The organism is Aeromonas popoffii (assembly GCF_037818705.1).
Classification (GTDB): Bacteria; Pseudomonadota; Gammaproteobacteria; order Enterobacterales; family Aeromonadaceae; genus Aeromonas; species Aeromonas popoffii.
In genome coordinates, this window is record NZ_CP149129.1 from 981,732 (window position 1) to 1,005,821 (window position 24,090).

22 protein-coding genes and 1 pseudogene are annotated in these 24,090 nt (G+C 60.9%); 15 read left to right on the top strand and 8 right to left on the bottom strand.

Annotated elements, in window-relative coordinates; all coding sequences use genetic code 11:
* The first annotated feature begins 34 nt into the window (after positions 1 to 34).
* Positions 35 to 2,041: an NAD-dependent DNA ligase LigA gene (ligA, locus tag WJM78_RS04730; RefSeq protein ID WP_339014095.1), complete on the top strand. Its 2,007-nt coding sequence runs from the start codon at positions 35 to 37 to the stop codon at positions 2,039 to 2,041.
* Positions 2,042 to 2,110: 69 nt separating this feature from the next.
* On the opposite strand, the gene WJM78_RS04735 is transcribed toward ligA, so the two are convergent.
* Positions 2,111 to 3,082 carry an ABC transporter substrate-binding protein gene (locus tag WJM78_RS04735; RefSeq protein WP_339014098.1) on the bottom strand — a complete coding sequence of 324 codons (972 nt, stop codon included), beginning with the start codon at positions 3,080 to 3,082 and terminating at the stop codon, positions 2,111 to 2,113.
* A gap of 442 nt (positions 3,083 to 3,524) precedes the next feature.
* Here WJM78_RS04735 and nrdD point away from each other — a divergent pair, with 442 nt between their 5' ends.
* The 4 genes from nrdD to WJM78_RS04755 all read left to right on the top strand — a co-directional run bounded on the left by nrdD (position 3,525) and on the right by WJM78_RS04755 (position 7,018).
* Positions 3,525 to 5,642, top strand: coding sequence for an anaerobic ribonucleoside-triphosphate reductase (gene nrdD / locus WJM78_RS04740; RefSeq protein WP_339014101.1), 2,118 nt, complete (start codon positions 3,525 to 3,527; stop codon positions 5,640 to 5,642).
* Positions 5,643 to 5,742: 100 nt separating this feature from the next.
* Positions 5,743 to 6,252, top strand: a complete 510-nt coding sequence (nrdG, locus tag WJM78_RS04745; protein ID WP_339014104.1) for an anaerobic ribonucleoside-triphosphate reductase-activating protein — start codon at positions 5,743 to 5,745, stop codon at positions 6,250 to 6,252.
* A gap of 64 nt (positions 6,253 to 6,316) precedes the next feature.
* Positions 6,317 to 6,487, top strand: a complete 171-nt coding sequence (locus tag WJM78_RS04750) for a YqaE/Pmp3 family membrane protein (RefSeq protein WP_042038214.1) — start codon at positions 6,317 to 6,319, stop codon at positions 6,485 to 6,487.
* A 150-nt stretch (positions 6,488 to 6,637) separates the two neighbouring features.
* Positions 6,638 to 7,018, top strand: a complete 381-nt coding sequence (locus WJM78_RS04755; RefSeq protein WP_339014108.1) for a hypothetical protein — start codon at positions 6,638 to 6,640, stop codon at positions 7,016 to 7,018.
* 29 nt (positions 7,019 to 7,047) lie between these two features.
* Here WJM78_RS04755 and WJM78_RS04760 read toward each other — a convergent pair whose 3' ends face one another.
* The 6 genes and pseudogenes from WJM78_RS04760 to slyA all read right to left on the bottom strand — a co-directional run bounded on the left by WJM78_RS04760 (position 7,048) and on the right by slyA (position 11,701).
* The gene (locus WJM78_RS04760; protein WP_042038216.1) at positions 7,048 to 7,407 is read right to left on the bottom strand and encodes an MliC family protein; all 360 of its coding nucleotides are present in this window, start codon (positions 7,405 to 7,407) and stop codon (positions 7,048 to 7,050) included.
* A gap of 108 nt (positions 7,408 to 7,515) precedes the next feature.
* Positions 7,516 to 8,388, bottom strand: a complete 873-nt coding sequence (locus tag WJM78_RS04765; protein WP_339014113.1) for a beta-1,6-N-acetylglucosaminyltransferase — start codon at positions 8,386 to 8,388, stop codon at positions 7,516 to 7,518.
* A 462-nt stretch (positions 8,389 to 8,850) separates the two neighbouring features.
* A pseudogene (locus WJM78_RS22775) lies at positions 8,851 to 8,936 on the bottom strand (transporter); the annotation flags it as partial.
* Positions 8,937 to 9,131: 195 nt separating this feature from the next.
* Positions 9,132 to 10,160 carry a DUF2955 domain-containing protein gene (locus WJM78_RS04770; protein ID WP_108535893.1) on the bottom strand — a complete coding sequence of 343 codons (1,029 nt, stop codon included), beginning with the start codon at positions 10,158 to 10,160 and terminating at the stop codon, positions 9,132 to 9,134.
* A 10-nt stretch (positions 10,161 to 10,170) separates the two neighbouring features.
* Entirely contained in the window at positions 10,171 to 11,226 is a 1,056-nt protein-coding gene (locus WJM78_RS04775) for an HlyD family secretion protein (RefSeq protein WP_339014116.1), read from the bottom strand.
* 1 nt (position 11,227) lies between these two features.
* The gene (slyA, locus tag WJM78_RS04780) at positions 11,228 to 11,701 is read right to left on the bottom strand and encodes a transcriptional regulator SlyA (RefSeq protein ID WP_212513638.1); all 474 of its coding nucleotides are present in this window, start codon (positions 11,699 to 11,701) and stop codon (positions 11,228 to 11,230) included.
* Positions 11,702 to 12,016: 315 nt separating this feature from the next.
* Between slyA and WJM78_RS04785 the strand changes: the two genes are divergently transcribed.
* From WJM78_RS04785 to WJM78_RS04805, 5 genes are all read left to right on the top strand, one after another.
* Positions 12,017 to 12,208 carry a hypothetical protein gene (locus WJM78_RS04785; RefSeq protein WP_084204678.1) on the top strand — a complete coding sequence of 64 codons (192 nt, stop codon included), beginning with the start codon at positions 12,017 to 12,019 and terminating at the stop codon, positions 12,206 to 12,208.
* A gap of 556 nt (positions 12,209 to 12,764) precedes the next feature.
* On the top strand, positions 12,765 to 14,072 hold the full coding sequence (locus WJM78_RS04790) for a 2-hydroxycarboxylate transporter family protein (protein ID WP_042038219.1): 1,308 nt from the start codon (positions 12,765 to 12,767) through the stop codon (positions 14,070 to 14,072).
* A 10-nt stretch (positions 14,073 to 14,082) separates the two neighbouring features.
* Positions 14,083 to 15,633: an NAD-dependent malic enzyme gene (locus tag WJM78_RS04795; protein ID WP_042038222.1), complete on the top strand. Its 1,551-nt coding sequence runs from the start codon at positions 14,083 to 14,085 to the stop codon at positions 15,631 to 15,633.
* Between the two features lie 17 nt (positions 15,634 to 15,650).
* Complete coding sequence (locus tag WJM78_RS04800; RefSeq protein ID WP_042038224.1) at positions 15,651 to 17,219, top strand: ATP-binding protein; 1,569 nt, start codon at positions 15,651 to 15,653, stop codon at positions 17,217 to 17,219.
* Positions 17,220 to 17,222: 3 nt separating this feature from the next.
* Positions 17,223 to 17,915 carry a response regulator gene (locus WJM78_RS04805; RefSeq protein ID WP_042038225.1) on the top strand — a complete coding sequence of 231 codons (693 nt, stop codon included), beginning with the start codon at positions 17,223 to 17,225 and terminating at the stop codon, positions 17,913 to 17,915.
* An 87-nt stretch (positions 17,916 to 18,002) separates the two neighbouring features.
* Here WJM78_RS04805 and WJM78_RS04810 read toward each other — a convergent pair whose 3' ends face one another.
* Entirely contained in the window at positions 18,003 to 18,902 is a 900-nt protein-coding gene (locus tag WJM78_RS04810) for a DMT family transporter (protein WP_339014125.1), read from the bottom strand.
* Between the two features lie 103 nt (positions 18,903 to 19,005).
* Between WJM78_RS04810 and WJM78_RS04815 the strand changes: the two genes are divergently transcribed.
* The 5 genes from WJM78_RS04815 to phoR all read left to right on the top strand — a co-directional run bounded on the left by WJM78_RS04815 (position 19,006) and on the right by phoR (position 23,818).
* Positions 19,006 to 19,839 carry an AraC family transcriptional regulator gene (locus tag WJM78_RS04815; RefSeq protein WP_275930249.1) on the top strand — a complete coding sequence of 278 codons (834 nt, stop codon included), beginning with the start codon at positions 19,006 to 19,008 and terminating at the stop codon, positions 19,837 to 19,839.
* 132 nt (positions 19,840 to 19,971) lie between these two features.
* Positions 19,972 to 21,252 (top strand): GGDEF domain-containing protein, encoded by a 1,281-nt coding sequence (locus tag WJM78_RS04820; RefSeq protein ID WP_339014130.1) that lies wholly within the window; start codon positions 19,972 to 19,974, stop codon positions 21,250 to 21,252.
* 56 nt (positions 21,253 to 21,308) lie between these two features.
* Entirely contained in the window at positions 21,309 to 21,722 is a 414-nt protein-coding gene (locus WJM78_RS04825) for a VOC family protein (protein WP_108535931.1), read from the top strand.
* Positions 21,723 to 21,824: 102 nt separating this feature from the next.
* Positions 21,825 to 22,514 (top strand): phosphate regulon transcriptional regulator PhoB, encoded by a 690-nt coding sequence (gene phoB, locus WJM78_RS04830; protein WP_108535930.1) that lies wholly within the window; start codon positions 21,825 to 21,827, stop codon positions 22,512 to 22,514.
* A gap of 8 nt (positions 22,515 to 22,522) precedes the next feature.
* Positions 22,523 to 23,818 (top strand): phosphate regulon sensor histidine kinase PhoR, encoded by a 1,296-nt coding sequence (gene phoR, locus WJM78_RS04835; RefSeq protein ID WP_042038238.1) that lies wholly within the window; start codon positions 22,523 to 22,525, stop codon positions 23,816 to 23,818.
* Positions 23,819 to 24,090: the final 272 nt, after the last annotated feature.

Below are 24,090 nucleotides of genomic sequence, written 5' to 3' on the forward strand. Positions count from 1 at the left end.
CTTAATTATTTCAACCACAGTCCGAGACTTCTCCATGAGCGAAACCCTCTCCCGCCACCGTCAACTGTGTGAACTGCTCACCGAATACGGCCATCAGTACTATGTGCTGGAGGAGCCGACCGTGCCGGATGCCGAATACGATCGCCTGATGCGTGAACTGATCGCGCTGGAAACCGACCATCCCGAGCTGAAGAGCTCGGCCTCACCCAGCGTACGGGTCGGTGGTCAACCTCTGCTCGCCTTCAAACAGGTGCGCCACGAGATCCCCATGCTGAGCCTGGACAACGTGTTCAGCAGCGAGGAGTTGCAGGCGTTCGAGCAGCGCATGAGGGATCGTCTGAAGCAGGAGGTGAGTTTCGCCTTCTGTTGCGAGCCCAAGCTCGATGGTCTGGCGGTGAGCCTGCTCTATGTGGATGGCCAGCTGGTGCAGGCCGCCACCCGCGGCGATGGAACCACGGGTGAGGAAATCACCGAGAACGTGCGTACCATCAAGGCCATTCCCCTGGCCCTGCGGGGTGAGGATTGGCCAGCTCGTTTAGAGGTGAGGGGGGAAGTCTTTATGCCCAAGGCCGGTTTCGAGGCGATGAATGCCAAGGCACTGGCGGCAGGGGAGAAGGTGTTCGTCAACCCGCGCAATGCTGCCGCAGGCAGCCTGCGTCAGCTCGATTCGCGCATCACCGCCAATCGTCCCTTGAACTTCTACGCCTATGGCGTCGGGGTCGGTGGCGATCAGCTTGGGGATTCCCACTTCGCTCGCCTGTGCCAGCTCAAGGCGTGGGGTCTGCCCATGAGTCAGGAGGTGAAACTCAAGCAGGGTGCGACCGGTTGTCAGGCGTTCCATGATGACATCCTGGCTCGCCGTGGCGAGCTCCCTTACGAGATTGATGGCGTGGTCTACAAGGTCGATGCCATCGCTCTGCAGGAGGAGCTGGGTTTTGCGGCCCGCGCGCCGCGCTGGGCCACGGCTCACAAGTTCCCGGCCGAGGAGGAGATGACCGAGCTTGAGAACGTCGAGTTTCAGGTTGGCCGTACCGGCGCCGTGACCCCAGTGGCCAAGCTGAAACCCGTGTTCGTTGGTGGCGTCACCGTCTCCAACGCCACCTTGCATAATGCTGACGAGATTGAACGGCTCGGGGTGATGATCGGCGATACGGTGATCGTGCGCCGGGCAGGGGACGTGATCCCGCAGATCGTCGCCGTGGTGGAGGCGCAGCGCCCCGTTGATGCCCGCGCGATCCTCTTCCCGACCGAGTGCCCTGTCTGTGGATCTGCGGTGGAGCGGCTGGAGGGGGAGGTGGTGACCCGCTGCTCCGGCGGTCTGTTCTGCGAGGCGCAGCGCAAGGAGGCGATCAAGCACTTTGCCGCGCGCCGCGCCATGGATGTGGACGGCCTTGGCGACAAGATTGTCGAGCAGCTGGTGGACAAGGGACTGGTGAAGACCCCGGCCGACCTGTTCAGCCTCAACGCCATCCAGCTCGCCGGGCTGGAGCGTATGGGGCCAAAATCTGCACTCAATCTGGTGGCGGCCATCGATGCGGCGCGCAGCACTACCCTGCCGCGCTTCCTGTTTGCGCTGGGCATTCGCGAGGTGGGGGAAGCGACCGCGCTCAACCTCGCCAATCACTTCCTCACCCTGGAAGCCCTGCGGGCCGCCACGGTAGAGCAGTTGCTGACGGTGGCGGATGTGGGGGACGTGGTGGCCAAGCACGTCTACTACTTCCTGCGTCAGCCCCACAATGTGGAGGTGTTGGAAGCCCTGCTGGCGGCCGGTATCCACTGGCCGGCCATCGAGAAGAAGGCGGCAAGCGATCAGCCTTTTGCCGGCAAGACCTTCGTGTTGACCGGCACCCTCACCCAGCTTTCACGCAACGACGCCAAGGCGGCGCTGCAGGCGCTGGGGGCCAAGGTGGCGGGGTCGGTGTCGGCCAAAACAGATGTGCTGGTGGCGGGGGAGGCGGCAGGCTCCAAGCTGACCAAGGCTCAGGAGCTCGGCATCACCATCTGGACCGAAGAAGAGCTGCAACAGGCGTTGCAAGCCTAGGTGGCTGCTGGCCCTGTCTGATAAGAAGAGAACCCGGCGAGGCCGGGTTCTCTTTTTTGTTGCTGTGAATCACTCACGCAACAGGATCTTGTCGCGCCACTTGTCGGGCAGGGTGAGTTGCCAGCGGGCCAGCTCGTGCTTGCTGAATATATACTCGCCGCGCAGGGCGGCGCGCGGCGCCAGCGTGTTGGGCTGAGCCCCCGCCAGGATGGCGTTGACGAGCCCAGCCGCCTTGGCCCCCTGATCTCGACCATCCAGCACCAGGCCGCCGATGGCCCTGCCCGAGCCCACCGAAAACGCCCAGAAGCAGAACATGGGCACAGGGCTGTGGGCACTGGTCCACTCCAGCACAGTCTGTTCGCTGACGTGCTTGCCAGCATCGTCCACCAGCGTGTGGTAGAGGCCGATAAAGAGAGCTTCGTAGCCATTTTTTCTCGCGTTGAGTACCGTCTCCTGCCAGAGGCTGTAGTCACCTATGAGTTGGCTGTTGACCCGGGTCTGGCCGACCCGCAGATCGGTCTGGCTCTTGAACTCATCCTCGATAGCAGTGAGTGCCACGTTGCTGGAATCAAACAGTGCCAGTGCCTTCTTGATGCCACCCATCAGCTGGCTCATCTCGCTGATGTTGCGCTTGAGCAGGGGACGTTCCAGCACGCCGGTGATCTTGGGGTGGCCGACCAGCCCCTTGTGGCGCGGGTTCTCGTTCATACCGAGAAACACCACGGGGGTGCCGAGGGAGGCAATCTCGTGGGCCAGATAGTTGATGGCGTTGTCGTCACCGAGCACCACCAGATCCGGCTTGATCTGCTGGTAGAGGGCCAGTGCCTGTTGGGCAATCTTGTCGACATCGCCATTGGGCTGGCGCTTGGTGTCCATGTAGAAGTGGCTGACGTGGTTCTCGCCACTCAGATGGGCCTGCAGGCTGGCGTTGTAACTCTGATCCCACAGGTATTCGGGGTGATAGCTGCTGATCACCAGAATCTCGGCCGCCCACAACCGGTAGGGCAGGAGGCACAGCAGCAGTATCAGGGGCTTGGCCATGTCGGGTCCCGTTGATGGCAATGACATTCCGTACATTATGCCTGTTTTACGCCACGGGTACCCTCGTCAACTATGGTCGCAGGGGGGCGCTTTTTACTGTCATGGTCCCATCGAACGCCAGCCCTTACCAGGCTTGGGATGCCCTTTTATGGGGCTGTTTTTCACTGGTCGGGAACTGCGCCACTCGCCTCAAAACCTGTTCTGGATCAAGAAATAAGGCCGCGCTTTGGTGCCTAATAGGCACCATATATAGGGATGCATTCGTTTTTAATCCCTATATGTTGTGTTATCAAGCTGTGTATAAGCTGTTCCCTTCCTATCTTCAGCCCGGGCTTGTCAAGTCTCGGCTGAATTTATTTGCGTCCAGGATGAGATGCCGGGAGGGGGGCCCAACAAGGGTGAGCCAGAGGCAAATGCCTGGCCTTTTAAACGGGGAAAATCGATGAAACCGGTTGTGATCAAACGTGACGGATGTCGCGCACCATTCAATGCCCAGCTGATTGCCGAGGCAGTGGGCCGAGCGGCAGAAGCGGTCAATCAGGCCAGTTCGGCTCTGGCACTGCGTATCTCAAGCGCGGTCAGTCAGGAGCTGGAAGGGCGTGGTGAGGTGGATATCCACGAGATCCAGAACCGCGTTGAAAACCATCTGATGGCCTCCGACGACAAGGCCATCGCCCGTGCCTACATCGAATACCGTCACGACCGGGATCAGGCTCGCGAGGCCCGCGGCCGGCTGGCCCAGGAGATCCGTGGTCTGGTCGAGCAGACCAACGCCGCCCTGCTCAACGAGAACGCCAACAAAGACTCCAAGGTGATCCCGACCCAGCGTGACCTGCTGGCCGGTATCGTCGCCAAGCACTACGCCACCAGCCACATGCTGCCCCGGGATGTGGTGCAGGCCCACGAGAGCGGCGATCTGCACTTCCACGATCTCGACTACTCGCCCTTCTTCCCGATGTTCAACTGCATGTTGATCGATCTGAAGGGGATGCTGACCCACGGCTTCAAGATGGGTAATGCGGAGATCGATACCCCGAAATCCATCAGCACGGCCACCGCCGTGACCGCCCAGATCATCGCCCAGGTGGCGAGCCACATCTATGGTGGCACCACCATCAACCGCATTGACGAGGTACTGGCCCCCTATGTGACCATCAGCTGGCAGAAACACAGGGAAGTGGCCGAGGAGTGGGGCATCAACGATGTGGACGCCTACGCCATGGCCCGCACCGAGAAGGAGTGCTACGACGCCTTCCAGTCATTGGAGTACGAGGTCAATACCCTGCACACCGCCAACGGTCAGACTCCCTTCGTCACCTTCGGCTTCGGCCTTGGCGACAGCTGGGAGTCGCGGCTGATCCAGCGCGCCATCCTCAGTAACCGCATCGCCGGCCTTGGCAAGAACAGAAAGACGGCCGTGTTCCCGAAACTGGTGTTCGCCATCAAGGATGGCCTCAACCACAAGCAGGGCGATCCCAACTACGACATCAAGCAGCTGGCGCTGGAGTGTGCCTCCAAGCGGATGTATCCGGACATCCTCAACTACGACCAGGTGGTCAAGGTGACAGGCTCCTTCAAGACGCCCATGGGCTGTCGCTCCTTCCTCGGCGCGTATGAGGAGAATGGCGAGCTGATCCATGAAGGACGCAACAACATAGGGGTGGTCAGCCTCAACCTGCCGCGCATCGCCCTGAAATCTCGCGATGAGGCGGATTTCTGGGACAAGCTGGATGCCGCCCTGCGCGTGGCCAAGACAGCGCTCATGTACCGCATCGAGCGGCTCGACGGGGTCAAGGCGCGGGTTGCGCCGATCCTCTATATGGAAGGGGCCTGTGGCGTGCGTCTGAAAGCAGACGACAACGTCAGCGAGATCTTCAAGCACGGCCGCGCCTCCATTTCGCTCGGCTATATCGGGGTGCACGAGACCATCAACGCCCTGTTTGGCACCGATGTCCATCTGTTTGACAGCGACACCCTGCGCCAGAAGGCCATCGCCATCATAGCGCGGCTCAAGAGGGCGACCGACGAGTGGAAAGAGGAGACAGGCTACGGCTTTAGCCTCTACTCCACCCCGAGCGAGAACCTCTGCACCCGCTTCTGCCGCATCGATGCCAAGGAGTTTGGTGTGGTGGCGGGCGTGACCGACAAGGGTTATTACACCAACAGCTTCCACCTCGATGTGGAGAAGCAGGTCAACCCGTACGACAAGCTGGACTTTGAGGCGCCCTATCCGCCCATCGCCAGCGGCGGCTTCATCTGCTACGGCGAGTACCCCAACATCCAGCACAATCTGGAAGCGCTGGAGAACGTCTGGGATTACAGCTATGACAAGGTGCCCTACTACGGTACCAACACCCCCATCGACGAGTGCTATGACTGCGGCTTTACCGGCGAGTTCGAGTGCACCTCCAAGGGCTTTACCTGCCCGCGCTGCGGCAACCACGATCCGGCCAAGGTGTCGGTGACCCGCCGTGTTTGCGGCTACCTCGGCAGCCCGGATGCGCGCCCCTTCAATGCGGGCAAGCAGGAAGAAGTGAAGCGCCGCGTCAAACATATGTGAGCGCAAACGCGATGAAGCGCTGGCCCCTGACTCAAGGGGCCATTTTCATTGGAGGGCGGCAGCCATGCCGCTCTGCCATGAGCGAGGCAGGAAACAAGCGATGCACTACCACCAATACTACCCGGTCGATGTGATCAACGGCCCCGGCACCCGCGCCACCCTGTTTGTGTCGGGCTGCGAGCACCTGTGTCCGGGCTGCTATAACCAGAGCACCTGGCGGCTCGATGGTGGCCAACGGTTTGATCAGGCGATGAGCGATCGCGTCATCCGGGATCTTAACGACAGCCGCATCAAGCGGCGAGGTCTGTCGCTCTCCGGCGGCGATCCGCTCCACCCGGCCAACGTGCCTCACGTGTTGGCGCTGGTGAAACGGGTGCGGGCCGAGTGTCCGGGCAAGGATATCTGGTGCTGGACCGGTTATTTGCTCAATGAGCTCTCAGATGCCCAGCGCGAGCTGGTTGCCTTGCTGGATGTGCTGGTGGATGGCAAGTTCGAAAAAGCGCTGGCGGACCCGGGTCTGCTCTGGCGTGGCAGCAGCAATCAGCAGATCCACAACCTCAATGCCAGGGGTGAAGCGGGTGAGCGTATTCCCTCTCTGGTTTGCAGTTGAAGCCAAGGCTGTTTATGGTTAGCCCATCCCTATATCGACGACATCATTGACGAGGAGAGCCGAGATGAGTCATCTGTTCAAGATCCTGCTGGCCATTTTCCTGCCCCCTGTGTGCGCTTTTATCCAGGTGGGTTTTAGCCTGCACTTTTTAATCAACATAGTGCTGACCCTGCTCGGTGGCCTGCCCGGCATGGTGCATGCGCTCTGGCTGGTGGTGAGTGACAGGCGTGGCTGAATCAGGCTATCCGTTGCATGCTGAGCCAACCCGACCGGGTTGGCTTTTTTATGACGTTCAAACGGCGTCGACTTGTTACCGTCACTGGTCGGCCATCGTGCCGGAGGATGGCGCCGCGTCATCCTGAGCCGACTCAACAAGGCGTGTTGAATGCGTTTGAATGTCTTGCTGCTGGGCGCTGTGCTCGGCCTGCTTGGGGGCTGCGCGACCCCGAGCCCCACAGTGACGCTGAACCAGCCGCCGATCGATATGACCCCGGAGCAGTTGTCAGGGTACGGGGTACAGGAAGAAGAGACTGGGTGGTTCCGCCCTGTAGGAGACCTGCCCGGCAAGGGGTATGTGGCGATCCGCTATCTCATAGACTCCAATGGCAACCTGTTCAGTTCCGAGAGGGTGGCATCCGAGCCGCCCGGTGTGCTGGATCTCTTCGCCTTGTCGGGTTTGGCCAAGACCCGCTATCGGGTCGCCGAGCAGAACCCGGACGCCATACCGGTGCGTGTCGTGAGTCGCTTGGATATCGAGGTTAAATAACAAAATCCCGGCCAGGCCGGGATTTCTCATTACTGTTGTTTGCAGTCGTTGTAGACGCCCTGCCACTCGCCATCCTTGTCGCGCATCTCGACGAATCCTCCCTCCCCCTTGTTCCACCAGATGGCCTCATGGTCATCGGTATAGCGAGCGCCGGAGGCGGAGACTGTCTGCGGCAGGGTGTAATCCTTGCCATCGGGCAGTGCCAGCTTGACGAAATTCAGGCTCTGGTCGGAGAGGGCGAAGTAACTCACCTGCACCTTCTTGCCCTGCTCACACAGATAGGTGACGGGATCGCCGCCGGTCACGCTCAATGTGGTGGCCCCGCGTTCGCAACCGCTCAGCAGGGTCAGGGCCGTGATGCCCAGCAACAGAATATTGGCGTGCTTCATCTTGAACTCTCCATCGGTATCAACCGGCTTGAGCCTACCAGTTTGTGCCCAAGTCGCAATCTTCCCGGAGGCGGATTGCGTCGGTAAGTGTCCGGATGACTCGCATTGTCATACCAATGCAGCTTGCCGGATGACAGGTGTGTCGAGGGGGCATCTCATGGCTTGCTCTAGGATATCCAGAATGTCGCTGTCTATGGTCTCGTCAAATTTGCGGGCGAACAGGTGCTCGCTTTGTTGCAGGGCCTCGGCGTCGTGCACCGTGTAGTCGCGCGGGCGCAGCTTGATGTCACCCATGGGGATCCAGTCGATGGCTCGCTTGTCATCGTTGACTATCTGGCCCTGATAGCTGGTGTTCATGATCACCGTCTGGAAGAAGCCCTCGTCAGCGATCAGGGTGTGGCGGTAGAAATCCTTGAAACGATCGACCTCGGGGCTGTGGCTGACGAATTCGCAGAAGGCCCGGCTCAGGATCATCCACTGATTGCCAATGTAGGGGGTCACACCTTCCAGGTAGGGACGGGTCTTCACCGGTTCGCACACCAGCTCCTGGGCGGTTTCGGTCACATAGTGATCGATGCGGTGCAGGGTGTCCGGTCTGTGCTGGCGCTGATCCGCGACCTTGAGGAAATCCTTGCCCTTGTGATCGCGCAGGAAGTCATGAATGTCACTCTGGGAGCGCAGCGGGAAGTCCTGGGCGCTCAGATTGATGAAGAACTCCCACTCCTTGTTTTGCTCCAGCAGCGCCGCTATGCCGCGCAGCTCCGCATCCACCAGGCTGTAACCGCCCCAGAGCGCATTCTTGCTGGGGAGCATGCCAGCGTTGGGGTAATCCGCCAGAAAACGGATTATCTCCTGCTGCAGCTCAGGACCCGAGCTCTTGTCCACGTGGATCAGGTAGTGGTTGCTGTCGTGGTAAATCGCCTTGAACAGGCGCTTGAACTGATCGGGATAGCGATGCACCAGAATGAGGTAGGCAATCATGTCAATGTGTCCTGTGTGGGCGGCAGGGCTGCGCCAAACAGAAAATCGCCTCAGGCCGCTGGCTTGAAGCTTGTTTTCGTCGGGATGGCCGCTGTCGCAGTAAAAAGAGTGGATAGCAGATAACAACAGTGAGAACAGGCTGCGACGGGGAAGGGATGCGCCTTATGGCATCGGGTCAATACAGCTGGTCTGGCGACGTCAGGTTGAGGGTGAGAGGTGGGCAAGGGCTGCCCTGGCTGGCGACTCTTTTGCATGACAAGCCTGTCATCAGGTGCAGAGCGCAATCGGCCGGTAAGTGAGGGGCCACAGTAGCACGGTTCGGGCCGGGTTCGATATATATCGCCGGAGCTGCTGAAAAATTGTTCAGCGCAGTCCAAGCCTGGCTGCGAAGTCCCGCACCCGCGCCTCGTTGGCGTCATTGTTTTTGATCTTCTGCAGTCCCTCCTTGAAGCGCCTGACCATGGCCTCTCCCTGTGGCTGGCCACTCTCCTTGTTCAGCGCGCAATAAGGGGCCCGTCATCCTCGGCGGCGATCAGCACGGGGGCAGCGCAGGTGTCGTTCATCTCCTGTGAGAGGGCCACGGCCAGCCGTCGTGAACTCGTGCCATTGTGCCCCTCCGTCGTGTGACCACCAGTTGCCGGTGTTGCCCGATCAGAGTGGCTGGCGCAACACGCGGACAAAAAAACGCCCCGGTAGGCATCACGGGGCGACAAACAGCAGTTCCTTGAGCTAACAACGGCGGGTCAATAACCGAACCGAGTCGCCTCGAAGCGGTTAAGCAGCCGGTGGATGAGGTAACAGGCCAGCAGGGTGGCGACGATGGCAAACAGTATGCTGCTCACCCGATAGAGGGCGCTGAACACCAGATCGTTGCCCGGGGCCAGGTACTGGCCAAACAGTATGCCGAGGGTGGTGAGGGCGCCGAAGCCGACCCCGGAGCCGCTCGCCTCCTTCACATGGGCGTGGCTGAACAGCATGGCGCCTAGCCAGAGCATGGGGGCGACCAGCAGGAGCAAACCGGACCAGTCGTAGAGCACCAGCTGGCCGAGCAGGCCGAAGGTCACACCGAGCAGTGTGCCCATGGCCCGCTTGCGGGCGTAGCTCAGCGCACCGTTCCAGTGCATGGGAAACAGCAGCAGCAGGGTGGTGGCCTGGGCGGACATGGAGTCCCGCAAGTCGAAGATCTGGAACACCATGAAGGAGAGGGTGGCTATGCTGGCGCCGAGCAGGGCCTCGTGCCGCATCCGGTGTGGTGCCTTGGGGGGCGCAGCCGGCTTGGGCCGCTCTTCCACATCCGGGATCAGTGCCGTCATCAGGTAGGCGATGAGCACCGACAGGGTGCTGGCCCACAGATTGTTGAAGATGAGGTCGTTGAGATCGGTTTGCGGGTAGCTGGCAAAGTGCAGCATGATACTGAGGCTCATCACGCCATTGGCGCCAAACAGGAACAGGCTGCCCCGGGACATGGCGGCAAAGCGGTAGAGAAACAACAGGAAGGCGATGGGGATCATCAGGCCGGGATGGCCGCCAAACAGCCCTCCCAGCAGCCCCACTTCCACCCCGCAGATAACGGCGGCCGCCATCAGCTGACGGGCGGCATGGCCGTTCATCACAGGCACCATGCCCAGCAGCAATACCGGGGTCACGGTATAGAGGACGCCATAGTTCCAGCCAAACAGCTTGCAGAGCAGGAAGCCAAGGGTGCAGCCAAAGGCGATGCGCAGACATTGGCGCAGCTCGTTGGCGGTGAGGGGCCTGTGCCACAGATTCATCGTCGCCACCTTAGTAGATGTAGTGCAGCAGGCTGAGCAGGCGGATCTGGCCACGGGCAAACAGAGCGCTTAGTGCGTTGTCCGGCAGCAGTTGCACTGTGGCGCGGGCACCGGCCGGCAGGTGGCTTGGCAACTGCTCCAGCGTCAGGTGCACCCGCAGCCGCTGGGCGTTGCGCACCCAGCGATCCGATTCGGTGGGGCTGGCCAGCAGACCGTTGGCATCGAACTGACCGGCGCTGACTCCGGCATCCAGGCTGGTGACACGGGCCGGATAAAGCTTGCCCGGCTCACCATCGAAGGCGACCAGCGCCCGGCTATCCTGAGCCACGTGCCGCAGGCTCTTCTCGCGAAAATCGGCGATCACGTCCACCTGCTCGGAGACCAGCGCCAGCAGCGGGGCTCCGGCCGCGGCGAAGCTGCCCGGCTTGAGTTGCAGATTGGTGATGATGCCATCCTGACTGGCCTGTATCTGGCTGTAGGAGAGGTTGAGCTCGGCTTGGGCGAGGTGGTTGCGAGCCTGGCGTAGCAACAGGTTGTCATCACCGGGCAGGCCGCGGTTCACCCTGGCCTGGGTCATGCGGGCCTTGCTGGCCATCACGTTGGCCTGGGCAGTGCGCAACGCGCTGTCGGCGTCATCTTTTTGCTGCTCTGACACCATGCGACGGCGATAGAGTGCATCGATGCGTTCGGCTTCCCGCCGCTTCTGGGAGGCCTGACTCTGCAACGAGTTGAAGTCGGCGGCAGTGGCGTTCAGGGTGGCGTCGAGCTGACGGTTCTGCTGCTCGGCCTGATCCAGCGCGAGCCGGGCCTGTTCGACGGCCAGTTCAAAGGGGGCGGGATCGAGCGTGAACAGCAGATCCCCCTGTTTGACATGCTGGTTGTTGCCGACGGCGACCTGCGCCACCTTGCCACTGACTTGGGGGGCCAGCTTGGTCACGACGCGGGTGGCCATGGCTTGCGGGGTGAGCGGCATCTTGAGGTCGGCCAGCAGGAAGTAGCCAAATAGCAGTATGAAGCTCCCCATGGCCCATTTTATCCAGCGTTTGAATTGTTGATCCGGGGTCATCCTATTCTCTCTCTTCACTCTGTGAACCTATCTTGCCGAGGGCGTTGGCGGAGATCCGGTGCACTATGTCTTCAAATTGTTCCAGCTCTCGCTGGCTGATGCCGGTGAGCAGGTCCCGGCGAATGTCCATGATGCGATGCTCGATCTGGTCGAGCAGCGCCTTGCCCTCTGGTGTCAGGGTGACGATGCGGGCCCGTTTGTCCTTGCAACAGCAGTGGCGCTCCACCAGCCCCTGCTCTTCCAGCAGACCCAGGGTGCGCATCAGGGAGGGCAGCTCTATCTCCAGTGCCTCGGCGAGCGTCTTCTGGCTGAGGTGACCTCCGAGGCGACTGAGTTTCCACAGTGCAGTCCAGCGGGGATGGGTCAGACCCAGCGGCGCCAGCTCGAGATCGGCCACGGTACGCCACAGTCGATGCAGTCGTCCGACGCGCTCGGCGAGGGACAACTCGCGCAACATTTCCAGATCTTTCATCATGAGCACTCTCAATTTACTTAGCTTGCTAAGCATTGTAATTGTTTAGCAGGCTAAGTAAATGGTGTGGTCGAGATCTTGTTTATAAAAAATCAGGTGGGTTTCTTATGGCGCTTTTTGATGAGTAAAGGGCTTCGCAAGAGGCTTTTTGGGTTTGGAATGAGCGAAAGGTGCGCGAAATCCCATGGAATACCCTGGCGGGATAAATAAACGTGGGCTGGCTGGTGGGATGAAAATAAGGCAAGGGTCGCGCCTGCTATTATTTTTGGTCAACAGGATGTCATATAAATTCGGCAGCCTGTTTTTTATCCACTAATATTGATGGGTCAGCTAAACAGGGAGACGATAGCTGTGGAACGATATGAATCGGGTGACCCCCATTTTTCAATCGAGAGCCTGCTGGCCGATGGAGAATATGTTGCCGACGCACATTATGGCCCCAGTCTGGAAGCGAGTGATATCTGTCATGAATTTGACCCCGCCAATATTCCACTGTTATTAGCCGAATAGCGAAAGCGAGCAGGTTGAAATGAGGCTCTGGCCATTCAGGCGAGCCTGGTCCTTGGGGCATGCACTGTCCCACCCGCCTCATTTTATCGCTCTGGAAGGCACAGCTGTTGTTTCGCGCCCGCGGAGCAACCCACATCATATCCCTCCCGGAACTGCCTCTTGCCGGTGACACCCGGGGCCTGATGATCCACCAGCCTCAGTTCATGGGATCGCGCAGGTGCTATGCCAGCGTTGTTGCCCTGTTGATATGAAGGCGCAGCCTATATATGGGCTGCCGTCATCCGACAGCTATCCGATTATTTCTTGCCTGTTGGTGGGTGAAATTTAATCATTTTCTAATGCCCGTCCCGCTAGGTCGTGGCGTCACGCCGACATCACTCTTTATGTCTGTGTCTGGCCAGCGTAGTTCAGGGCGCGTGAATAACGCGGGCGGTGGCCATTTTATGGCCATAGCGTTTAAGGTTTTAATGTTTTTATATGCCTTTGTAATCGGGCTAACCGACAGGGAAGGGGAGGATCACTAGAGTAGCGCTACACCACACGTTGGAGCATAACAATGAAAAACCTCTCTACCCCACAAACCAGGGTTGCGCTGTTTGGCGACCGACAAATTGCCGGCATGCCCATGATGATCTTTCTCGGGCTTGCCACCTGCGTGCTCTTTTCTGGCTGGAATGGATCCTTGCCGCTCGGCATGGTCGGCGCGTTGGCGCTGATGTTCGTGCTCGGTACCCTGCTGACCGAGCTGGGCGAACGCATCACTCCCATACGTGAGTATCTGGGGGGCGGCACCATACTCGCCATCTTCGGCGGCGCCGCCCTGTTTGAATACCGGATCCTGCCAGTCGAGGCGGGTCAGGTGATCATCGGCTTCATGAAGGAGGGGGGCTTTCTCAACTTCTTCATCGCCAGTCTGGTGACCGGCTCTGTCTTTGGCATGAGCAGTGCCCTGCTGAAAAACGCCGCCATGCGTTACCTGCCGGTCATTCTGGGGGGCGTAACCCTGGCGCTGCTCAGCGTTGGCCTGGTCGGCGCTCTGATGGGTTATGGCTTCAAGAATGCAGTGTTGCTTATCGGCCTGCCCATCATGGGCGGTGGCATGGGTGCCGGCGCCGTACCGCTGGTGGAGATCCTCTCCGGCCCGATGCAGATGTCCAGCGCCGATCTGCTGTCACGCATGGTGCCCGCCGTGGTGATCGCCAACACCCTGGCCATTCTGGTGGGCACAGTGCTGGCCCGTCTCGGCCGTCGTTACCCCTCCCTGACTGGCAACGGCCAGCTGATGATCAAGGAGATCAGCCAGAACGTGGCCGAAGAGCAGACTCAGGCCCCGACGCTGGAGAGTCTCGGCATCGGGCTCTTTATCAGCTCCTGCATGTTCGTACTGGGCTCCCTGCTCGGCAACTTCATTCCCATGCACCCCTTTGCGCTGATGATACTGGCAGTGGCCATCATCAAGGTGAGCGGCGTGCTGCCACGTCGTTACGAGCAGGCTGCCGCCGACTGGTACCAGTTCGTGGTCGGCAATCTGACTCCCTCCCTGCTGGTGGGGATAGGTGTCGCCTACACCAGCATCCCAGAACTCATCAGCGCCTTTTCCATCAGCTACTTCGTGCTGGTGCTGGTGACAGTGGTTGGCGGTGCCCTGGGGGCGGCCCTGGTGGGACGCATGATAGGTTTCTATCCCATAGAGGCGGCCCTCACCGGCGGTCTGTGTATGGCCAACATGGGGGGCACGGGCGATGTGGCTGTGCTGTCGGCGGCCCAGCGCATGAAGCTGATGCCGTTTGCCCAGATCTCTTCCCGTCTCGGGGGCGCCGTCATGTTGATCCTGGCCACCCTGCTCATCTCGCTGCTGGCATAAGGAAAAGACAATGAACGACATCATGATGGGCACCAGCCTGCCCTATGCAGAACGCAAGCGACAGGGGCTGATGGGGCGTATGCCCCATAAAGAGGAGTCCCTGGCCCAGCAACGGCGCCGTATCTATCGCCTGGTCTCTGCCATGCAGAGCCCGTTCGATCAGCACCTGCTGCTGCGCCAGCTGCAAGAAGACAACCCGGTGCTGTTTTACGATCTGGTGCGCCACCACCTGCCGGAACTGCTGCCCATTATCTACACCCCAGTGGTGGGAGAGGCGTGTCAGCGCCACAGCGACCTCTATCTGCGCAGCCACGGTCTCTACCTCTCCTGGCATGACAGGGACGATCTGGATGCCATCTTCGCCGCGGTAGAGCAAGAGGTGGATGTCATCGTCATCTCTGACGGTGAGCGGGTGCTGGGGCTCGGCGATCTCGGTATCGGCGGCATGGGGATCTGCATCGGCAAGCTGGCGCTCTACTCGGCCGCTGGTGGCATCGACCCGGCGCGTACCCTGCCGCTGTGCGTCGACGTCGGCACCAATAACCCCGAGCTGCTGGAGGATGACTCCTACCTCGGCTGGCAGGCCAACCGGGTGGATGGCGAATCCTATTACCACTTTATGGATCGGGTAGTGGCGGCCATTCGCACACGCTGGCCCCAGGTGGTGCTGCAGTTTGAAGACTTCGCCGGCAAGCATGCCGCGAACCTCTTGGCCCGCTATCGGGACGAGCTGTGTATGTTCAACGACGATATTCAGGGCACGGCGGCGGTCGCCTCGGCCTGTGTGCTGGCGGGCTTGCAGCAGGCGGGCAGCCAGCTGGCCGACACCCCTGTGCTCATCGTTGGTGCCGGCTCGGCGGGTTGCGGCATCGCCGCCATGCTGGCCCAACTGGCGGGTGGCTCGGAGCGGGTGCAGCTGTTTGATCAGGATGGACTGGTCTGCCTGGATCGCGCCAACCTGACCCCGTCCCAGCGGCCGTTTGCCCGCCCGGCGCAAGAGGCCTGCGGCGAGCTGCCTGCGCTCATTGAACGCCTGCGCCCTGGCGTACTGATCGGGGTGAGCGGCCAGGGCGGCCTGTTTGATGAAGCCGTGCTCAGCGCCATGGGCGCCGCCTGTGAGCGGCCCGTGATCCTGCCGCTCTCCAACCCCACCCGTAGCGCCGAAGCGACGCCGGAGCAGGTGTGGCAGGCCACCGGGGGACGCGCCCTGCTCGCCACCGGCAGCCCCTTTGCCCCTGTGACGGTGGCGGGGGAGGCGCGGGTAGTCTCCCAGTGCAACAACGTCTACGTGTTTCCGGGCATTGGCCTGGGGGCCTGCGCGGTCAAGGCGCGCCGCATCAGCGATGGCATGCTGCAGGCGGCGGTGCGGGCTGTGGGTGCCTATCCACTGGCCGAGGGGCGGCTGTTGCCTCCCATTGAGCAGGTGGGGGAGGTGGCCCGTGCGGTCGCCAGAGCCGTGGCCCTCACCGCCCGCGAGGAGGGATTGGCCGATTTTAGTGGTGATCCTGCGCCACTGATTGACCAGACCTGGTGGCGCCCGCACTATTGGTCCGCTTCCTGATGTTGCAAGGCTAATCGATGAAACTGCGCCACCAACTGGTTACCCTCTCTCTGGGTCTGTCACTGCTGCTGATCGTGATCCTGGGCAGCCTGCTTGCCCTTTTTATCCGCCATCTGCTGGAGAGCACTCTGCAGGAGAATGGTGCCGATCTGGCGCGGGTGCTGGCGGCCGACAGCCGGGTGGTGCAAGCCCTGCAACAGGGCAGTGATCCCGGTTTGCGCGACTATGTGGAGGGGATCAGCAATCGCACCGATGCCGCCTACATGGTGGTGACAGATGAACATGCCCACCGCCTTAGCCACCCTTCGCCCGAACGGATCGGTGGCCTCTTCCGTGGTGAAGACATCTGGCCGGCCCTCCATGAGCGGCTCAGCTACTGCTCCGAAGATGAGGGCACATTAGGCCCGGCCATTCGCTGTTTTGCTCCGGTGATCGGGCCCGATGGCCGCGCCATGGGCGCCGTGGTGGTGGGTTACCTGATGCAGACGGTGGAGGACATCTATCTGGAGCGGATCGCTCTGCTGGTCACTGCCATCCTTGCCGTGCTGGGTTGTGGTCTGCTGCTGGCGCTCTGGCTGCAACATCTGCTGCGCCGCACCCTGCTGGATCTGGAGCCCGAAGCCATTGTCAATCGCTTCGTGCTGCAGGAGCTGGTGCTGGAGCACATCTCGGAGGGGGTGATAGCCATCGACAGCGGGGGCAATATTCGGATGCTCAACAGCGCTGCCTTCTATCAACTGCGTCTGCCGGGCACAGGGCGTCATGCTCTGCTGGGGCAGCCCCTTGCCGAGTTGTCACCACCACTGGCGCCCGCCTTGACCCAGCTCGAAACCGAGCTGGGCTTCACTGTGCACGGTGAGGCGTTCGTGGGGCGCTGGCAGGCGGTGGAGGGCAAGGTGCCCGGTCGCCTGCTGATCTTCAGTCGCCCAGAGGTGACCGGCAGCCTCGGCATGCAGGTAACCCATCTGCGCCAGTATGCCGAGATGCTGCGGATGCAGACCCACGAGTTCGCCAACAAGCTGAGCAGCCTCTCCGGCCTGCTGCAGCTCGGTCATGTGGATCAGGCGGTGGAACTCATTCAGCAGGAGAGCGAGGCCTGCCAGACCATGTTGCAGGGGCTGCTGCGGGCCATCGAAGATAAGCCGGTGGCGGGGCTTATTCTCGGCAAATTCAGCCGGGCGCGGGAGCTGGGGGTAGAGCTGGTGCTGGATCCCGACTCGGCGCTGGGAGAGTATCCGGCGGCGGTGTCGGCAGATCTCATCACCCTCATTGGCAACTTGCTCGACAATGGCATTCGCGCCGCTTGGGCCAGGCGCAAGGCGTGTCCGCCGCGGGTGCTGATTTCCCTCAACGATTTTGGTCGCCGGCTGGTGATAGAGGTGGAGGACAGCGGCGAGGGGGTAGACGAAGCGCTGGCGGATCATTTGTTTGATTACGGCATCAGCCGTCAGACGGGTGATCACGGGGTTGGCCTCTTCCTGGTCAAGGAGACGGTGGCCAGACGAGGGGGTGTGATAGAATGGCGCCGCACCGCCGAACAGACCACTCTGTTCGGTATCTACTTGAATAAAAACCAATTGGTGTGATCTATGGCGCCCATATTCACTCTGGTGATCGAGGATGACGAACGGATTGGATCCATTCTGTCCGAGCTGGTCTCCTCCACCCCCGGATTTTCCCTGCTGGGTCGGGCCGAAAGCCTGACCCAGGCCGACCTCATGATGCGAGCGACCCAGCCGCAGCTGCTGCTGGTGGATATTTCCCTGCCCGACGGCTCTGGCCTCGAGTGGGTCAATCGGCTGCGTAGCCATAACCGTGAGGCTTACGTCATCATGGTGACCGCCTCCTGCGATGTTGAGACGATACAGCAGGCCCTCAACCTGGGGGTGCAGGATTACATCATCAAGCCGCTGCGGCTGTTTCGCATCCAGCAGAGCCTGGACGAGATCCTGACCCTGCACAGGCGTATCAGCGAGCGGGGCTCTCTGGAGCAGAGCGACCTGGATCGGCTGATGGGCAAGGGGCGTCCCCAGGCCAGGGAGATACGTGATACCCCCAAGGGGATCGACGCTATCACGCTGCGCCAGGTGCTGGAGCTGCTGGCCGGTGAGCCGGATACCGCGTTTTCCACGGATACGGTGGCGCTGCGACTGTCGCTCAGCCGCACTACGGCGCGCCGCTACCTGGAGTATCTGGAGTCCGAAGACAGGGTCGATGTGGATCTCAACTACGGCCAGCGTGGTCGGCCGGAGCGGCGCTACCACTGGCGCCGGGGCAACTGAGCCTGCGGATTTTAGCGCGAAGATGCATGCAAGAAGGGAGCCTCGGCTCCCTTCTTGCATTGTGTTGCAGCGGCTTGTCTCGCCGGTTTATGCCTCCCCGGCAAGGGCGCGGCGCACCCTGGGTCTGAGCTGGGAGAGCATGACGCCGGTCAGGATCAGACCGCCCCCCAGCAGGTGATAGCCGTGAACGGGCTCTCCCAGGGTGATGACGGCAATGAGGGCGGTACACAGCGGCATCAGGTTCATGAACACAGAGGTGCGCTCCGCCCCCATGCAGGCGAGGCCGCGCATCCAGCAGTAGGCGGCCAGCAGGGAGGAGGCGAGCCCGGCAAACAGCACCAGGCCCCAGCCCTCGGCGGGTACCGCCAGGGAGTCTGCGCTGAGGGCGACCGGGATCAGCAGCAGCACAGCCAACAGGATCTGCATGTAGAGGTTGAGCCAGGGACCGAACGGCAGTTGCCAGCGGCGGATCAGCAGACCATAGAGGGCGTAGCTGGCGGAACCGAGCAGCATGAGCCCATCCCCCGGGTTGATGCCGTCGTGCAGCAGAGCCAGCGGTTGGCCCTGGCTCAGCAGCCAGAATACCCCGAACAGCGAGATGCTCATGCCAAGCAGTGCCTGCTTACCGGGGCGCTGGCCGAAGAAGAGCGCGCTCTGCAGCAGGGTCAGCAGCGGGATGAGGGAGCCAATGACCCCCATGTTGGTGGCCGAGGTGGTGTGTGCGGCGTAATAGGCAAGGCACTGGTAGAGCACCATGCCAAGGGCCGCCAGCACCAGCAGCTTGCCGAGCCAGGGGCGGATTTCGTGGCGGCGGCGCCACAACTGCGGCAGGCAGAAGGGGGTCAGTGCCAGGGCGGCTATCACCCAGCGGTAAAAAGAGATGGCTGCCGGGTCGATCACACTGGCGGCGGCCTTGGACACCACTGTATTGGTGGCCCAGATCAGCACGGCCATCAGCGGAAACATAAGCGGAAAGAAGATACGCATCAAAGGATCCTTGTTAACAGGGGGCCAAGTCTACCCTTGTCTTTCTGTTATCAAATAACGTAAAACTGACAATTCATCCCGCAGAAAGGACAAGTCACCCGCAATGGCCGTGCATCAGTATCACCCGACCGACTTACATCTGCCCGAGCCCAACCCCCTCTATCTGCGCTATCAGCAGATCCAGGCCGAGAGCGCCTGCGCGCCACACAGCCACCCCTGGGGCCAGCTCAGCCTGATAAGTCTGGGGGTGATGGAGATAGTGCTGGATCAGCACCGGCTGGTGGCTCCCGCCGACTACCTTATCTGGGTGCCGGCGGGTCTGGAGCATGCCTCCTACAACCAGCAGGCCCTCGCCTACACCTCCATCTATGTCAATCATGCTCTGGCGGCCAAGCTGCCAGCCGAGCCACGCCTGCTGGAGATGACACCGCTCATCCGGACCATGCTGGCAGATTTTTGCGAGCGCAAGCTGGGCCACATGCAGGATGAATGGGATGTGCGCCAGGCCGAGCTGCTGGTGGAGAAGCTGACCCGCACCCGCTGCCAGGAGAGCTACCTGCCCATGAGCCAGGACAAGCTGCTGGCTCCCATGCTGGCGGCGCTCCACTGCGATCCTGCCGATCCGCGCACCCTGGCCCAGTGGGCCGAACAGTTGCACAGCACGGAGCGCACCCTGGCCCGGCGCTGCGTGCGCGAACTGGGCATGAACTTCGGCCAGTGGCGGGCCCGGCTCAAGCTGCTTAAGGCGCTGGCCTGGCTCAAGGGGGAATTGCCGGTGCAGGAGATTGGCTGGCGGCTCGGTTACGGCTCCACCTCGGCCTTTATCGCCATGTTCAACCGTGAGTTGGGCTGCTCGCCCCAGCGCTATCGCCTGCAGTCGGCAGAGCTTGGGGTCGCAATGGTGGGAAAAGGTGACGATGAGCTGCGAACACCTTGATAGGTGACCTGTTTCTTGTCGTTCCAGGGGTTATCATAGTGTTTTGTTATCGCGTGCCATGATGGGGATGCCGGAGAGTTTTCTGCCCAAACCAGATGGCCCAAGTGTCCATATTGATGCGATGGGGTCAGCATGATCGCTTCCAGTTCCCGTTTTGCCGAGTCGCTGTTCTGGTACCTGCTGGCGTTGACCTGCTGCTCCATCCTGCTGTTCGAGTTCGGCCCCGAGCGGGTGCTCGATATGAAGGGGGGGCCGCTTTCTGTGACCGTACAGCAGGCAGCGGATGCTGCGCCGGGGGCAGTGCGCTACCTCCCCTCGGCCGATGGTAACCCCGGGGTGGAGTGCATCCTGGTTGCCAGCCCGGACAGCTACCCCAGTTGCGGCCTGGTCCTCACCCTGACGTCGCGCCAGCAGGGGATTAATCTCGCCCGTTTCGACATGCTCCATATTCGTTTGAGCGTGACAGGGGAGGGGGAGCAGGATTGGCGCTTCTATCTGCGCAACTACAATCCGGCTTACGACAAGGTGGACGACCCGTTGCAACCCAAGTTCAACGAAATCATCTTTCGTCCGGCCGATTACGGCAAGTCCCACGAGGTGCCGCTGGATGTATTCACTCCGGCGACCTGGTGGATCAAGTATTTCAATGTGCCGCTGCAGCAGCAGGGGGCGAATCTGGATCGGGTCTATGCCATGGAGGTGGTAGCGGGTTCCGACATGCCACCCGGCAAGCATGGGGTAGTGATCGAGGAGCTGCAGTTTCACGGCCCCTGGCTCGATGCCACCCTCTTCTACCGGCTGATCCTGTTTGTCTGGTTTATCTATGGCTGCGCGTTTTTTCTGGTCAACCATATCTATATGAAACAGCGCTTGCAGTATGCCCATCAGGCCAAGCTGGAGGTGGAGGCGCTCAACCGCACCCTGAGCGAAGAGAGCCGCCGCTCACGCGAACTGGCCTGTTACGATCCGCTGACCGGCGCGCTCAACCGGTTGGGTGGTGAACGCTTGTTAGCCGAGATAGACGAGCTGGCTTGCTCCTTTATCTATCTCGATGTGGATCACTTCAAGCAGATCAACGACACCCATGGCCACCCGGTGGGGGATGAGGTGCTCAAGCATCTGGTGAGCGAGATCCTGCGCCACTGTGATGCACTCTGCCATCTGGTGCGCTGGGGTGGGGAGGAGTTCGTGCTGGTCTGCTTCCACTACGATAGGCTGCGAGCCGCCAGTTTGGCCGAGCGGCTACGGGTCATACTGGCAGCCTATCCCCATTGGCCTTCAGCCCTGCGGGTCACCGCCTCGTTCGGGGTGGCCGAGCGTGCAGGGGATCCACTGGAGCTGTTACTCAAGCGCGCTGACGAGGCGCTCTATCAGGCTAAAAAGCGGGGCCGCAACCGGGTGGAAGTGAACTGACCGCAGTGCTACCGTGCCGCCAACAGTCGAAAAATCAATGAATGCGAGAGAGCAAGATGACAACACAATCGATCGGGGCGCTGACCCTGCTGGTGGCCGATTACGATCAGGCCATTCGCTTTTTTACCGAGGGACTTGGCTTCGCGCTGCTGGAAGATACCCGGCTTGATGAACCGGGCAAACCGGGCAAGCGCTGGGTGCGAGTGGCGCCTGCCGGCGCGCCAGGATCTGCCTTGCTGCTGGCCCGTGCCGCCACGCCCGAGCAGCAGGCCGCCATCGGTCAGCAGGGGGGCGGCCGGGTATTTTTGTTCCTCGAAACCGACGACTTCTGGGGGGATTACCAGCGCATGCAGGCGTACGGTGTTCATTTTTGTGAACAGCCACGTAGTGAGCCATACGGCATGGTGGTGGTGTTCGAGGACATCAGTGGCAACCGTTGGGACTTGCTGCAACTCGCAGCTGCCAAATGAATCTGAAAACGTTTATCATCTCGCCTGTCATAAAGTCATAAAAGTGTCACAGAAAGTTCTAATAATTGGCGCACCCATCTTCACACAGGAGAGAGAAGGGATATGGCTAAGCGAATTCTGGTGGTCGAGGACGAAGCACCCATCCGCGAAATGCTCTGCTTCGTGCTTGAGCAAAAGGGATATGAGACGGTTGAAGCGGAAGATTACGCCGATGGACTGGCGAAGGTGCGCGAGCCTTACCCCGAACTCATCGTGCTGGACTGGATGATGCCGGGTGGCAGTGGCATCCAGTTCATCAAGCAACTCAAGCAGGATGAGGTGACACGCCAGATCCCGGTGGTGATGTTGACCGCCCGCGGTGAGGAGGAGGACAAGGTGCGTGGTCTGGAGGCCGGTGCCGACGACTACATCACCAAGCCTTTCTCTCCCAAGGAGCTGACCGCCCGCCTTCATGCTGTGATGCGTCGTGTTTCGCCCACGTCGGTGGACGAGGTGATCGAGGTGCAGGGACTTAAACTGGATCCGGTTTCCCACCGGGTCAGCGCCGAGGAGAAGGCGCTGGACATGGGGCCGACCGAGTTCAGACTGCTGCACTTCTTCATGACCCATCCCGAGCGGGTCTATAGTCGCGAGCAGCTGCTCAACAATGTCTGGGGGACCAATGTGTACGTCGAGGACAGAACCGTGGATGTGCATATTCGTCGCTTGCGCAAGGCCATTGAAGAGACGGGTCACGATCGATTGATTCAGACGGTGCGCGGTGCAGGCTATCGCTTTTCCATCCGTCTCTAGAGGACGTTATGTTGCAACCTTACGCCTGGCGGCGACAGTTGTGGCGGATGGCGTTTTTTTATACGCCCTTCGTCTTGGTCGGCTGGTTGACGGATACCTTCACCCTTTGCCTGCTGGTGGCGACCGTGCTGCATCTGGGCTGGCACTATCGCTTTCAGAAGCGGCTGTCGGACTGGCTGTGGCACGATCGCAGCCTGGTGCCCCCCAACGGCAGTGGCAGCTGGGAGTATATCTTCAACGGCATCTACAAGTTGCAGCAACGCCACCGCGCCCGGCGCCGCGAGCTGGCGGGCCTCATCCGCCGTTTTCGGGAAGGGGCCGAAGCCCTGCCCGATGCCGCAGTGGTGTTTCGCACTGACGGCAGCATCCTTTGGTGCAACCGGCTGGCAGAGCAGTTGCTCGGTTTTCGCTGGCCGGAAGACGCCGGTCAGCACATAGGCAACCTCATTCGCAATCCCACCTTCGGTGCCTATCTGGGTGAGGGGCAGTATGACGAACCGTTCGAGATAGCCTCGCCCATCAACGAGGAGAAGAGTCTCGAGTTTCGCATCATGCCCTACGCCGAGGATCAGGCCATGCTGGTGGTGCGGGATGTCACCCGGCTGCGCAGCCTGGAGAAAACCCGCAAGCACTTTGTCTCCAACGTTTCCCACGAACTGCGTACTCCGCTCACTGTACTCAAGGGCTATCTGGAGATGACCGAAGAACTGCCCCCCCCTGACCTGTGGGCCAAGGCACACAGGGTGATGATGGAGCAGACCATCCGCATGGATAACCTTGTCAACCAGCTGCTCACCCTGTCGCGCATCGAGGCGGCTCCCTCGGTGGATCTCTCCCACCTGGTGGACATGCCTGCCATGCTGGGGCTGCTGGAGCAGGAGGTACGGGTACTGTCGGGGGATCGGGCACACCAGATCGAGTTCAGGGTGCAGTCCAATCTCTTCGTACGCGGGGATCAGGATCAGCTGCGCAGCGCCATCTCCAACCTGGTCTACAACGCCATTCACTACACCCCGGCGGGGCGCAAGATCAGCGTGGAGTGGCGCAAGCAGGGGGCCATGGCGCTGTTTGTGGTGCAGGACGAGGGGGAGGGTATCCCGCCCGAACATCTGGCGCGGCTCACTGAGCGTTTCTATCGGGTCGACAAGGCACGCTCGCGCCACACGGGTGGCTCAGGGTTGGGGCTTGCCATCGTCAAGCATGCCTTGAGTCATCACGACGCCCAGCTCGATATCGAGAGCCGGGTTGGCCTCGGTAGCCGTTTCAGCTTCCTCATTCCGGCCAATATGGTGGTGCTGAAATAGTCTTTTTCAGCAAGGGGTTAGCAGTGCAGAGAGGGCGGCGACGGCGGCCCTCTTTTCATTTGGCCAACAGCCTTGCCATGTCATTAAAGTGTCACATTAAATCCATAAATTTGTCACTGCCAGGTCAGATACTGGCGCCGTCTTGAGAACGGACCTTCTGTCACGTTGGCGGGGACGAAATGAAGCCCGACCAACAGTACGAGCGGGTTTTAACCAGGTTTGACATCAGATTGACGATTGCCTTTTGCAACCTCGGACTGGGTGGAGAGGGC